This window comes from Cellulomonas wangsupingiae (assembly GCF_024508275.1).
Lineage (GTDB): Bacteria > Actinomycetota > Actinomycetes > Actinomycetales > Cellulomonadaceae > Cellulomonas > Cellulomonas wangsupingiae.
Genome location: NZ_CP101989.1, coordinates 1,751,072 through 1,764,214, shown reverse-complemented (window position 1 = coordinate 1,764,214; position 13,143 = coordinate 1,751,072). Strand labels below are relative to the sequence as shown.

General features: G+C 75.7%; 10 protein-coding genes. 1 reads left to right on the top strand and 9 read right to left on the bottom strand.

Translation table 11 applies throughout. The features are described 5' to 3' along the window. Positions 1–109: 109 nt before the first annotated feature. The 3 genes from pgeF to NP075_RS08165 all read right to left on the bottom strand — a co-directional run bounded on the left by pgeF (position 110) and on the right by NP075_RS08165 (position 3,187). Complete coding sequence (gene pgeF, locus NP075_RS08175; RefSeq protein WP_227564978.1) at positions 110–898, bottom strand: peptidoglycan editing factor PgeF; 789 nt, start codon at positions 896–898, stop codon at positions 110–112. Between the two features lie 5 nt (positions 899–903). Then, positions 904–2,175 carry a cell division protein FtsZ gene (ftsZ, locus tag NP075_RS08170; RefSeq protein WP_227564979.1) on the bottom strand — a complete coding sequence of 424 codons (1,272 nt, stop codon included), beginning with the start codon at positions 2,173–2,175 and terminating at the stop codon, positions 904–906. Between the two features lie 232 nt (positions 2,176–2,407). Next, positions 2,408–3,187, bottom strand: a complete 780-nt coding sequence (locus tag NP075_RS08165; protein ID WP_227564980.1) for a cell division protein FtsQ/DivIB — start codon at positions 3,185–3,187, stop codon at positions 2,408–2,410. A gap of 10 nt (positions 3,188–3,197) precedes the next feature. On the opposite strand from NP075_RS08165, the gene NP075_RS08160 reads away from it, so the two are divergent. Further along, the gene (locus tag NP075_RS08160) at positions 3,198–3,461 is read left to right on the top strand and encodes a hypothetical protein (RefSeq protein WP_227564981.1); all 264 of its coding nucleotides are present in this window, start codon (positions 3,198–3,200) and stop codon (positions 3,459–3,461) included. Positions 3,462–3,624: 163 nt separating this feature from the next. On the opposite strand, the gene murC is transcribed toward NP075_RS08160, so the two are convergent. From murC to NP075_RS08125, 6 genes are read right to left on the bottom strand one after another with little or no spacing between them, the layout of a single operon-like run. After that, positions 3,625–6,321, bottom strand: a complete 2,697-nt coding sequence (gene murC / locus NP075_RS19080) for a UDP-N-acetylmuramate--L-alanine ligase (RefSeq protein ID WP_348519254.1) — start codon at positions 6,319–6,321, stop codon at positions 3,625–3,627. Continuing rightward, on the bottom strand, positions 6,314–7,585 hold the full coding sequence (ftsW, locus tag NP075_RS08145) for a putative lipid II flippase FtsW (protein WP_372456722.1): 1,272 nt from the start codon (positions 7,583–7,585) through the stop codon (positions 6,314–6,316). Before ftsW ends, murC begins: the two co-directional genes overlap by 8 nt. Beyond that, positions 7,582–9,051: a UDP-N-acetylmuramoyl-L-alanine--D-glutamate ligase gene (murD, locus tag NP075_RS08140; RefSeq protein ID WP_227564982.1), complete on the bottom strand. Its 1,470-nt coding sequence runs from the start codon at positions 9,049–9,051 to the stop codon at positions 7,582–7,584. The genes ftsW and murD overlap by 4 nt, the downstream gene beginning before the upstream one ends. Continuing rightward, positions 9,052–10,134 carry a phospho-N-acetylmuramoyl-pentapeptide-transferase gene (mraY, locus tag NP075_RS08135; RefSeq protein WP_227564983.1) on the bottom strand — a complete coding sequence of 361 codons (1,083 nt, stop codon included), beginning with the start codon at positions 10,132–10,134 and terminating at the stop codon, positions 9,052–9,054. It abuts the gene before it with no gap. Continuing rightward, positions 10,131–11,561 carry a UDP-N-acetylmuramoyl-tripeptide--D-alanyl-D-alanine ligase gene (locus NP075_RS08130; RefSeq protein ID WP_227564984.1) on the bottom strand — a complete coding sequence of 477 codons (1,431 nt, stop codon included), beginning with the start codon at positions 11,559–11,561 and terminating at the stop codon, positions 10,131–10,133. The genes mraY and NP075_RS08130 overlap by 4 nt, the downstream gene beginning before the upstream one ends. Then, positions 11,558–13,126: a UDP-N-acetylmuramoyl-L-alanyl-D-glutamate--2,6-diaminopimelate ligase gene (locus NP075_RS08125; RefSeq protein WP_227564985.1), complete on the bottom strand. Its 1,569-nt coding sequence runs from the start codon at positions 13,124–13,126 to the stop codon at positions 11,558–11,560. Before NP075_RS08125 ends, NP075_RS08130 begins: the two co-directional genes overlap by 4 nt. Positions 13,127–13,143: the final 17 nt, after the last annotated feature.

Sequence of the window (13,143 nt, the reverse complement as noted above, 5' to 3'; positions counted from 1 at the left end):
TGCCGGACCCTGTCGATGGCGGTGTCGAACGTCCCTGCGCAGGTGACGCTAGCAACGGCCGGCGCTCCCGGCCCGCCGACACGCGGGCGTGTCGCGCGCGTCGCGGACCTCACCCACCGCGCCGGTCGCCGCCGTCGAGCAGGCGCACGACCCCCGCGAACCTCCCGGTGGCACCTCCCCCGGTGTGCACCGCGCGCCGGTGGGAGTACAGCGCCGGGTCGGCGTAGGTGTCCCGGCCGTCGACGTGCACCTCACGGACCCCGCACCGGCGCAGGACGGCTGCCACGCCCGCGGCCAGGTCGACCGCCGGGGTGCCGGCGGCGGAACGCGTCGCGGCCTCGGGCACCACCGCGGCCACGTCGTCGCGGAGCGTCGCCGGCACCTCGTAGGACCGGCCCGCGATGCAGGGCCCGACGGCGGCCACGACCCGGCCCGGGTCGGCCCCCTCGCGGACCATCGCGTCGACCGTGGCCTGCAGGACGCCGGCCACGAGGCCGGCCCGGCCCGCGTGCGCCGCGGCGACCACCCGGGCGACGGGGTCCGCCAGCAGGACGGGCGCGCAGTCGGCGACGTAGACGGCCACGGCGACCCGTGCCGACGTGGTCACGAGGCCGTCGGCGCGTCGGCCCGGGTCCGAGGAGTCCTCGTGGACGACGACGACGTCGTTGCCGTGCACCTGCGTGGCGAGCACCACCGGCACCCCGACCCGCCGCTGCAGCACCGTGCGGTTCGCGGCGACGACGTCGGGGTCGTCGCCGACGGCCGAGCCGAGGTTGAGCCCTTCCCACGGTGCGGCGCTGCCGCCGCCCCGGCGGGACGTGAAGCCCGCCAGCACGCCGGGGCCGAGGGGGACGACGTCGAGGACGTCGTCCCCCTGCGGCCCGTGGCGGACCGTCACGCGGGCTACTTCAGGAAGTCGGGGACGTCGAGCTCCTCGCGCTCCCGGCGCGCCGACTCCTCGGCCAGCACCCGCGGCACCTCGAGCGATCCCGTGGCGGGCGGCGGCTCCGCCTGCGACGACAGGAACGTGGGTGCCTCGGGACGGATGTCCCCGGGCCGGGCCGCGGCACGGCCGGTCCCGACGGGGACGAGGTCCTCGTCGGGCAGCTGCACCGGTCGCGGGGTCGCCGCGGCCGGCAGGCTCGTCACCGGCGCGACGGCCGGGACCTGGCGCGCCGTGGCGCCGCCGACCTGGCCGAGGGCCCGCGCGTCGCGGCGGACCACGGGTCCGCCGCCGTCGAAGCCGGCCGCGATGACCGTGACGCGCACCTCGTCACCGAGCGCGTCGTCGATGACCGCGCCGAAGATGATGTTGGCCTCGGCGTGCGCCGCCTCCTGCACCAGGCGGGCGGCCTCGTTGATCTCGAACAGGCCGAGGTCGGAGCCGCCCTGGATCGACAGCAGCACGCCGTGCGCACCGTCGATGCTGGCCTCGAGGAGCGGGGACGAGATGGCCATCTCCGCGGCCTGGACGGCCCGGTCCTCGCCGCGCGCGAAGCCGATGCCCATGAGGGCGGACCCGGCGCCCTGCATGACGGACTTCACGTCGGCGAAGTCGAGGTTGATCAGGCCCGGCGTCGTGATGAGGTCGGTGATGCCCTGCACACCGGACAGCAGGACCTGGTCCGCCGAGTGGAACGCGTCGAGGACGGACACGGAGCGGTCGGAGATCGACAGCAGCCGGTCGTTCGGGATCACGATGAGCGTGTCGACCTCGGCGCGCAGCGCCTCGATCCCCGCGTCCGCCTGCACCGAGCGGCGCCGGCCCTCGAACGTGAACGGGCGTGTCACCACACCGATCGTCAGGGCTCCGAGCGACCGCGCGATGCGCGCGACGACCGGCGCACCGCCGGTGCCCGTGCCGCCGCCCTCGCCCGCGGTGACGAAGACCATGTCGGCGCCGCGCAGGACGTCCTCGATCTCGTCGGCGTGGTCCTCCGCGGCCTTCTTGCCGACCTCGGGGTCGGCGCCGGCGCCGAGCCCGCGCGTCAGCTCGCGGCCGACGTCGAGCTTGACGTCGGCGTCCGACATGAGCAGGGCCTGGGCGTCGGTGTTGACGGCGATGAACTCGACACCCTTGAGGCCGACCTCGATCATGCGGTTGACGGCGTTGACGCCGCCTCCGCCGATGCCGACGACCTTGATGACCGCCAGGTAGTTCTGCGGAGCTGCCACGGTGGGTGCCTCTCGTTCGCGGGTCGCGGCGCGCCGGGCCGCTGGTGCTCGCCCCGACACGCGGGGACGCGGTCGTGCTCGTGAACCTTCACCCTCAGGTTGAGGGTTAGAGTTATGTCAGATGTGCTGTCAGGTCGTGACGCTAGGTCGCGACCCGCGCCGGATCAACGACCGGGGCGCGCGTGTCGGCACTTGCCACGACGCCGTTGCGTCGGACCACTGCCGCGAGGGCTCAGCGCGTCACCGGCATCCGCGGCGCGGACACGTCCAGGACGGTCGCGTCGGCCGCGGCGGGCGCCGCTCGCAGCGCCGTGAGGACGGCGATCTTCAGCGGTGTCTCGTCGGCGCTCCCCCACTCGATCTGCGGGCCGCCGTCCCGCAGCCGCATCGTCACCGTGTCCTGGGTCTGCGCCGCCACGGACTCCACCTGCGCCAGGAGGTCCGCGGGCAGCTGCTCGAGGACCCGCAGCACCGCCGACAGCGTCCGCTCGTCACCGACCGGGACGTCGACCACGGGCAGCCCGGGCGGTGCCACGTCTGCGCGGCCCACCTGGACGCCCTGCTCGTCGAGCAGCACGAGCCCCGCGGCCGGCGCCTCCTCCGGCACGGCGGCGACCGGCTCGCGCGACACGAGCTGCACGGCCAGACCGTGCGGCCACTCGCGCACGACGCGCGCCTCACGCACGCCCGGCACCTCGAGCACCCGGTCACGCAGCTCGACCGTGTCGAGGCGCGGGAGGGGCGTGCCGGCCTGCTCCGCGGCGACCGCCAGCACCTGGTCGACGGCCACGACCGTCCCCGCGCCGGTCACCTCGACCTCGCCCGGGTCCAGCGCGAGGACGGGAGAGAGCAGCAGCAGCCAGCCCAGGGCACCGGTGACGAGCACCCCGGCGACGACCGCCACGACCTGACGGCGCGCGAGGTTGCGCCGCGCCCGCGCACGCTCGGCGAACCGCTCGCGGGACGTCGTGGACACCACCGCCGGGCGCACGGGCCCGGAGAACCGGCCCACGGTGTACGTCGTGACCGTCCGCGTCGGGCCGGTCGCGGGCGTCGCGCCCGGGGTCGGGCCCGTCGCGGGCGTCGGGCCGGTCGCCGGCGTCGATCCCGTCGCGGGCGTCGAGCCCGTCGCGGCCTTCCTCGTGCCCGTCGGGGCGGTCCGCGAGCCACCGGCCGCACGGCCGCGGCCACCGGCCCGCGGGGTCCCGGCCTCCGGCGCCGGACCCGTCGGCGCCGCACCGGAGCGTGCGGGCCGGGCAGGACGCTGCCCGGCCGACCCCCGCTGACCGGCCGACGTCCGCGCGTCGGGACCGACCTCGTCGGCGGGCGCCGCGCCGGGTGTCGCGTCGTCCGTCGGCGCGGGGCGTCGCGGGGCCGCGCGACGGGGTGGTGCAGGGCGCGCGGTGGGCGACGGGCGTCCCGGGCGCGGTGCCGGCGGACGCTGCGGGCTCACGGCAGCGCACCGCCGGCGGTCCCGGTGACGGGCGGCGTGCCGCCCGTCGCGTCGTGGGCGCCGGCGGGGGCCGACGCGTCCGCACGTGCCGTGAGCTCCGCGAGCACGACGGGCGCGAGCTCGGTCACGTCACCGGCCCCGACGGTGAGCAGCAGGTCGCCCGGCCGCGCGAGCGCGGCGACGGCGCGCGCCGCCTCCTCGCGCCCTGGCACGTGGACGGCCTTGCCCGGGGTGGGGACCAGGTCGGCCACCAAGGCCCCGGTGACCGTCGGGTCCGGGTCCTCGCGCGCCGCGTACACGTCGGTGACGACGACCGCGTCCGCGAGGTCGAAGGCCTCGCCGAACTCGCGCGCGAACGTGCGGGTCCGCGAGAAGAGGTGCGGCTGGAACAGCACGAGCACACGCCCCTCCCCCGCGACCTGGCGTGCGGCCCGCAGCAGCGCGGCGACCTCCGTCGGGTGGTGCGCGTAGTCGTCGACGACCCGGACGCCTCCCGCGGTGCCACGGTCCTCGAAGCGGCGTCCCGTCCCCACGAAGTCGTCGAGCCCGGCCGCCGCCTGCGACGCGCCCACACCGAGCCGGCGCAGCGCGCACCAGGCGGCCGCCGCGTCGAGCGCGTTGTGCGCCCCCGCCACCTGCAGCCGCAGCGTGACCGGCGGCTCGTCGCGCGGCGTCAGGTCGACCTGCCAGCGCCCGTCGGGCGTGCGGACGCTGTCACCGACGCGCACGTCCGCGTCCTCGCCGGTGCCGTAGGTGCGCACCTCGACCCCGCGCTCCGCGAGGCGGGCGCGCGTCGCGGCGACGAGCCGCGCCGCACCGGGGTCGTCGGAGCACGCGACGAGCAGCCCGCCGTCGCGCACGCGGTCGGCGAAGCGCTCGAATGCCGCCTCGAACCGCTCGCGCGTGCCGTAGTGGTCCAGGTGGTCGGGCTCGACGTTCGTGACGACGGCCACGAGCGGCTCGTACGCCAGGAACGACCCGTCGGACTCGTCGGCCTCGGCGACGAACGGCCCGTCGCCGTGCCGGGACCCGCCGAGGGTGCCCGCGGTCGCGCGCACGACGCCGCCGATGGCGAAGGACGGGTCGGCGCCGGCGTGGACCAGCGCGGCCGCGATCATGCCGGACGTCGTGGTCTTGCCGTGGGCGCCGGCGACCGCGACGGCGTCGCGGTCGGCCATGAGCGCCGCGAGCGCCTCCGAGCGGTGCAGCACCGGCACGTCGCGCTCGCGCGCACGGACGACCTCGGGGTTGGACGCCCGCACGGCCGACGACACGACGAGCGTGTCGACGTCCTCGACGTGGGCCGCGTCGTGCCCGACGTGGACCTCGACACCCGCGTCCCGCAGCGGTCCGAGGGCCGCGCCGTCGTGCGCGTCGGAGCCGCTGACCCGCAGACCGCGCGCGGCGAGCAGCGGCGCGATCGCCGACATCCCGGCCCCGCCGACGCCCACCAGGTGGACGCGCCCCAGGTCGGCCAGCGCGACGGGACCGCGCTCGCCCGGGTCCGCCACCGCAGCCGCGTGCGCCGGTGCGGGCCTGCGCGCAGCGGCGGAGGCCCGCACGTGCACGGGCAGCTGCGCCTCGACGAGCCGCGCGACGCGGGCCGCGCCGTCGCGCACACCGACGCGCGCCGCCGCCTCGCCCATGCGCGCACGGACCTCGGCGGCGTCGCCCGTGCCGAGGAGCACGGGCACGTGGGCGCGGACCCACTCGGGCGTGAGGTCGCGGTCCTCGACGAGGACGCCACCGCCCGCCGCCACGACGCCCGCGGCGTTCAGCCGCTGCTCGCCGTTGCCGATCGGCAGCGGCACGTAGACGGCGGGGATGCCCAGCGCGGCCAGCTCGCAGACCGTGCCCGCCCCGGAGCGGCCCACGACGACGTCCGCGACCGCGAGCGCACGGTCCATCGCCGTCAGGTACTCCACGACGTGGTAGCGGTCCGCACCCGGCACGCCGGCGACGGCGGCGCGCACGTCGTCCGCCTTGCCCCGGCCGGTCAGGTGCAGCACCTGGGCGCCGGTCGCCAGCAGCGCGTCGGCAGCCCCAGCGACGGCACGGTTGACGCTGACGGCTCCCAGCGAGCCGCCCGTCACCAGCAGCGTCGGGAGGTCCGGGTCGAGGTCCAGCGCCGCGGCGCCCGCGCGGCGTGCGGCCGCGGGGTCCGCCGCACGTGCGGCGAGCAGGTCGAGCACGGCGGTGCGCAGGGGCAGCCCGGTGACCTGGGCCCTCGGCAGCGCCGTCCCCTCGAACGTCACGGCGACGGCAGCGGCGTGCCGGGCTCCCAGCCGGTTGGCCAGGCCGGGGCGCGCGTTCTGCTCGTGCACCACGACGGGCACGCCACGGCGGCGGGCGGCGAGGTACGCGGGTGTGGCGACGTAGCCGCCGAAGCCCACGACGACCTGCGCGTCGATGGCGTCGATCGCCTCCTCCGCGGCACGCACGGCGGCGCGCAGGCGACCCGGCAGGCGCAACCAGTCGGGCGTGGGGCGCCGTGGCAGCGGGACGCGCGGGACGACGGCCAGGTCGTAGCCGTGCTCGGGGACGAGCCGGGCCTCGAGGCCCTCGGCGGTGCCGAGCACCGCGAACCTGCCGCGCGGGTGACGACGACGCAGCTCGTCGGCGACGGCCAGCAGCGGGTTCACGTGGCCGGCCGTGCCGCCGCCCGCGAGGAGCACCGAGGTCGCGTCAGCCACGGGTGCGCCCGATCACGGCGAGCGAGCGGCGCACGACCGAGGCGCGCGCGGACAGCGCCTCGGCGGCCCCCGGCTCGGTCCGGGCGAAGGCGAGCAGCATGCCGAGCGCGGCCATGGTCATGATGAGTGCGGATCCTCCGGCGGAGACGAGCGGCAGCGGGACACCGATGACGGGCAGCAGCCCGATGACGACGGCGATGTTGATCATCGCCTGGCCGATCACCCAGGCGAACACCGCCGCCGTGGCGATCTTGACGAACGGGTCCGGGTGGCGGCGCATGATGCGGATCATCGCGAACGCGAGGAGCGCGAACAGCGCGAGCACGAGCACCGTGCCCACGAAGCCGAGCTCCTCCCCCAGGATCGCGTAGATGAAGTCGTTGTGGGCCGCCGGCAGGTACGACCACTTCTCGGCGCTCTGCCCCAGCCCGACGCCGCTCCACCCGCCCGTCGCCAGGCCCCAGCCGGCGTGCAGCGTCTGGTAGCACTCGTTCGTGACGTCGCACTCCGCCGACAGCCACGCCGTGATGCGTGTCATCCGGTTCTCGCTGTCGATCGCCAGCAGGGCGACCCCCGCGGCGGCGACGGCGCCCGCGACCGCGAAGATCCGCAGCGGCACCCCCGCCACGAACATGGCCCCGGCGACGAGCACGACCAGGACCATCGCCGTGCCCAGGTCCTTGCCCAGCAGGACGACGCCGATGGCGACGCCGGCCACGGGCACCGCGGGGACCAGGGCGTGCTTCCACTCGTGCAGCAGCCGCAGCTTGCGCGCCAGGACGGCGCCGAGCCAGATCGCGAGCGCCAGCTTGACGGCCTCGGAGGGCTGGGCGGAGAAGCCGGGCAGGCACACCCAGTTGCGGTTGCCACCGGCGCCGCAGCCCAGGCCCGGGACGAAGACGAGCATCTGGAAGGCGATGGCGCCCGCCAGCGCCGGCCAGGCGAGGGCCTTGAGCACGCGCACCGGCAGGCGTGACATCACCACGAGCGCCGGCAGGCCCACGAGGGCGTACCGCGTCTGGTCGAAGAACACCGCGTACGGGGACTTGCCCGCGGCCAGCGACTCGACGCTCGAGCTCGACAGCACCATGACCAGCCCGATCGCGACCAGCAGGAGCGTCGCTCCGAGCAGCACGTAGTAGCTGGTGACCGCCGAGTTCCAGGTGCCCAGCAGCGAGGGCTCGCGGACCTCGGGCGTGCCCCCGGGCGGGGTCACGGCGCGGGTCGGTGCCGTGCGGGGCCGGACGGGCGACCCGGCGCTCACGGCCGACCGTCCGCGTGCCGCTCCCGACCGGCCTCGGCACCCAGGGCGCGCACCGCCGCCGCGAACGCGTCGCCGCGAGCGGCGTAGGACGCGAACTGGTCCATCGACGCGCACGCGGGAGCGAGCAGCACCGTGACGGGCACACCTTCCGGCGCGCCGGCGGCGAGCCGGCGCGCGCTGTCCACGGCGCGCGTCATCACCGGCTCAGTCTCACCGGCGTCCACCTCGATCACCGGCACATCGGGAGCGTGTCGGGCGAGGGCCTCGCGCAGCGGAGCCCGGTCGACGCCGATGAGGACGACGCCGCGCAGCCGGTCGCGCCGGGCCCGCACGAGGTCGTCGAACTGCGCGCCCTTGGCCAGCCCACCGGCGACCCAGACCACCGATCCCGGCTCGAACGCGGCGAGCGACGCCGACGCGGCGTGCGCGTTCGTCGCCTTGGAGTCGTCGACGTACGCGACCTCGTCGACGACGCCGACGGTCACGATGCGGTGCGCACCGGGGGCGAAGGCGCGCAGACCGTCGCGCACGTGCGCGGGGTCCACCCCGTGCGCGAGCGCCAGGGCCGCCGCCGCGAGCGCGTTGCGCACGACGTGCGGCGGGACGACGCCCGACGGGCCGGCGAGCTGGGCCAGGTCCGCCAGCGTCCCGAGCTCGGCGGCGTGCGTGTGCCGCAGCCGGGCGAAGCCGCGGTCGACCAGCACGTCCTCCACGAGGCCGACCTGGCCCACGGCGGGCATCCCGAGCGTGAACCCGACGGCCACGCAGCCGTCGACGACGTCGGCGTCCCGCACCAGCGCCTCGGTGACGGGGTCGGTCGCGTCGTACACGCACGCCACCTGTGCGCGCGCGTAGACGCGTCCCTTGTCGGCCGCGTACGCCTCGAGCGAGCCGTGCCAGTCGAGGTGGTCGGGTGCGACGTTGAGCACGGCCGCCGCCTGCGGCGACATCGAGTGCGTGTGGTGCAGCTGGAAGCTCGACAGCTCGACGGCCAGCACGTCGAGCGCCGGGTCCACCGCCGCGAGCACCACCGGGGTGCCGACGTTGCCGACGGCGAGCGTGCGGCGGCCGGCCGCCCGCAGGATCGACTCCAGCATGCCGACGGTCGTCGTCTTGCCGTTGGTGCCCGTCACGGCGAGCCACGGCGCGGCCTCGCCGTCGCCGCCGTCGCGCGGCACGCGCACCTGCCACGCGAGCTCGACCTCGCTCCAGACCGGCAGGCCCCGCTCGCGGGCGGCGGTGAGCACCGCGTGGGACGGCGGCAGCCCCGGCGACGTGACGACGAGGTCGGCACCGGCCAGGCCGTCCGCCACGAGCGCCGCCACGTCCCTGACGTCCGCCTCGCGGGCGTGCTCGTCGAAGGTCACGACGCGGGCGCCGCGGTCGGCGAGCACCTGCGCGGCGGCCCGGCCCGAGACCCCCAGCCCGGCGACGAGGACGGTACGACCGTCGAAGCGTGCGTCCACCTACTGCGCCACCCACTCCGCGTAGAAGATGCCGACCCCGAGCGCGACGAAGAGGCCCGCGATGATCCAGAACCTGATGACGATCGTCACCTCGCCCCACCCCGACAGCTCGAAGTGGTGGTGCAGGGGTGCCATCTTGAACACCCGTTTGCCGGTCATCTTGAAGAAGCCGATCTGGATGACGTCCGAGAGCACGATGAGCACGAACAGCCCGCCGATGATGGCGCCGAGGATCTCGGTGCGGGTGAGGATCGTCAGCGCGGCCAGCGCGCCCCCGAGGGCCAGCGAGCCGGTGTCACCCATGAAGATCTTGGCGGGGCTGGCGTTCCACCACAGGAACCCGAACAGCGCGCCCGTGATCGCAGCCGCGACGATCGCCAGGTCCAGCGGGTCGCGCGTCTCGTAGCACCGCGGGCCGGCGGACAGGATCGACTGGCACGTCTGGTTGAACTGCCACACGCCGACCAGCACGTACGCGCCGAACACGATGAGCGAGACGCCCGTCGCCAGCCCGTCGAGCCCGTCGGTCAGGTTCACGGCGTTCGACCAGGCCGTGATGAGGAAGTTGGCCCAGATGACGAACAGGATCAGCCCGACGGTCGCACCCGCGAACGCCAGGTCGAGGTTCGTGTCACGGATGAACGAGATGCGCGTCGAGGCGGGTGTGCGGAACTGCTCGTTGGGGAACTGCAGCGCGAGCACCGAGAACACGACCCCGACGACGCCCTGGCCGACGATCTTCCACAGCGGGCTCAGGCCGAGGGACCGTTGCCGCGAGATCTTGATGAAGTCGTCCAGGAACCCGACGACGCCCAGTCCGGTCATGAGGAACAGCGCCAGCACCGCCGACGCGCTCGGTGCCGTCCCGGTCAGCAGCAGGCCCAGCGCCCACCCGATGAGCGTCGCGCCGATGATGACGACGCCACCCATGGTGGGCGTGCCGCGCTTGGTGAAGTGCGCGGTCGGGCCGTCCTGCCGGATGAACTGCCCGTACTGACGCCGCACGAGCCAGCGGATGAACAACGGTGTGCCGAGCAGCGCGACGAGCATCGAGATGCCGCCGGAGATGAGGACCGCCCTCATGCGTCCGCTCCCACGAGCAGGTCGCCGAGCTGCCACAGCCCCGACCCGTACGACGACTTCACGAGCACGACGTCACCCGCGCGCAGCTCCTCGGCGAGGAGCTGCGCCGCCGTGGCCACGTCGTCGACCAGCACGATCTCGTCGCCCCACGAGCCCTCGTGGTTGGCGCCGTCGCGGATCGCACGCGCGCCCTCGCCCACCACGACCGTCAGCCCGATGTTGAGCCGCACGACGAGGCGCCCGATGGCGTCGTGCGCGGCACGCGACTCCTCGCCGAGCTCGAGCATCTCCCCCAGCACGGCGACCGACCGACGCTCGCGGCCGGCGATCACCGCGAGCGCCTTGAGCGCCGCCCGCATCGAGTCGGGGTTGGCGTTGTACGAGTCGTCGACGACGGTCACGCCGTCGGGTCGGTCCACGACGTGCATGCGGTGCGGCGACAGCGCGTCGGCGGCCGACAGCCCGGCCGCCACGGTGTCGAGGTCGATGCCCACCGTCAGGGCCGCGGCCGCCGCGGCGAGCGCGTTGTGCACGTGGTGCTCCCCCACCAGCCGCAGCTCGACGTCGCGCGCGTCGCGCGCACCGTCCAGCGTGTGCACGAGCCGGAAACGCGCCCGGCCCAGCGCGTCGAGGCGCACGTCCTCGACGCGGACCTGCGCGTCGGGTGCGGCGCCGAACAGCACGACGGGCCCCGGGGCGACGTCCGCCATGGCGCGCACCCGCGGGTCGTCACCGTTGAGGACGGCCGTCCCGTCCGGCACCAGTCCCAGGACGATCTCCGCCTTGGCGCGCGCGACCGCGTCGATGCCGCCACCGAACCCGCCGAGGTGGGCCTGGCCCACGACGAGCACGACCGCGACGTCCGGCGGTGCGATGTCGGTGAGGTACGTCAGGTGGCCGGGCCCGCTGGCCCCCATCTCGAGGACCAGGAAACGGGTCTGCTCGTCGGCCCGCAGCACCGTCAGGGGCAGTCCGATCTCGTTGTTGAACGAGCGCACGGGCGCGACCGTCGGCCCGACGGCGCCGCACAGCTGGGCGAGCACGTCCTTGGTGGTCGTCTTGCCGACCGAACCGGTCACCCCGACGACCCGCAGGCCGCTGCCCCCGGGCTCCGCGGCGGCGTCCCGCAGCCGCACGAGCACGTCGCGGGCGAGGTCGCCGAGCGCCCGTTCGACGTCGGGCACGACGACGCACGGCAGACCGGGCAGCTCGCGGGCCGCCAGGACGAGCGCGGCCCCGGCCTCGACGGCGGTCGCGGCGAAGTCGTGCCCGTCGACGTGCTCGCCCGGCAGCGCGACGAACAGCCCGCCGGGCAGGACCTCGCGCGAGTCGGTGACGACGGGTCCGGTGACGACGTGCTCGGGGGCGACGGAGCTGCGCGTGCCGCCGGTGGCGGCCGCGATCTCGGCCGCAGTGAGGGCGATCACGCGTGCTGCTCCCGGCGCTCGGCGTGGGCGGCGAGGAACACGTCACGGTCGTTGTAGCGGTGGAACACCCCGGCGATCTCCTGGGTCGGTTCGTGGCCCTTGCCCGTGACGATCACGGTGTCGTCCGGACCTGCCAGACGGAGGGCGTCGCGGATGGCCTGCGCGCGGCTGGTCGCCTCGTGCACGTCGGCCAGGTCGGGGCGCACGTCACGCACGCCCGCGAGGATGGCCGCCCGGACGGACGCGGGGTCCTCCGAGCGGGGGTTCTCGTCGGTGACGACGAGCACGTCCGCCAGGCGGGCGCCGATCTGCCCCATGATCGGGCGCTTGCCGCGGTCGCGGTCGCCGTCGGAGCCGAACACGAGCACGAGACGGCCCGGTGTGATGGGCCGCACCGCCTCGAGCGCGAGGACGAGCGCGTCGGGGGTGTGCGCGTAGTCGACGAGGCACAGCGGCCAGCCGTCGCCACGCTCGATCACGCGCTCCATGCGGCCCGGGATGGCGTGCGCGCCCGCGACGCCGGCGACCGCGGCGTCCACCGGCACGCCCGCAGCGTGCGCGAGCACGATCGCGAGGGCGGCGTTGGACACGTTGACGAGGCCGGGCAGCGGGCTGTGCGCCTCGTGCCGGGCACCGTCGGGCCCCCGCAGGACGAATCGCGACCCCACGCCGTCCAGTCCGATGTCCGCCTCGACGACCGCCCAGTCGGCGCCCGCCGCGACCGGTGCGCCCACGTGGGTGCTCAGGGTCTGCACCGGGATCGGCGACTCCTCGGCCAGCCGCTGCCCCCACACGTCGTCGACGACCACGACGCCGCGCCGCGCCTGCTCAGGGCTGAACAGCCGCGACTTGTCGCGGAAGTACCCCTCCATGTCGCCGTGGAAGTCGAGGTGGTCACGCTGCAGGTTGGTGAACCCGACGACGTCGAAGCGCACGCCGTGCACGCGTCCGAGGGCCAGGGCGTGCGACGACACCTCGGTGGTCAGCGCCGTCGCCCCGCGCTCGTGCGCGAGCGCCAGCAGCGACTGCAGCACCGGGGCCTCGACCGTGGTGCGCGGGCTCTCGACCGCGTCGTCGCCGATCCGCAGCTCGACGGTGCCCAGCACCGCGGTGCGCGCGTGCTCCGCGCGCAGGGCCGCGTCGACGAAGTAGGTGGTCGTGGTCTTGCCGTTGGTGCCGGTGACACCGACGGTCACGAGCCGCGTGCCGGGGTCGCCCAGCGCCCACGCGGCGACCGGTCCGGCCAGCGCGCGCGGGTCGTCGACGACCAGCACGGGCACGTCGGCGGCCGGGGGCAGCAGGGCGACGCCGTCGGGGTCCGTCAGGACGGCGACCGCGCCGCGGGCCAGGGCGTCGTCGGCGAACCGCGCGCCGTGCACCCGCAGGCCGGGCACGGCGACGAACAGGTCGCCCGGCTCCACGTCGCCGCTCGACACCGTGACCCCGGTGAACGTGCGTCCGGCGGTGGGTGCACCCGTCGCGGCGAGGCCGAAGGCGGCCACGAGGTCGTCGACCCTGCGGACCGGTGGGTGCTCCGGGCGGAGCCGGTCCAGGGGGGACGTCATGGGGAGAAATCTACCCC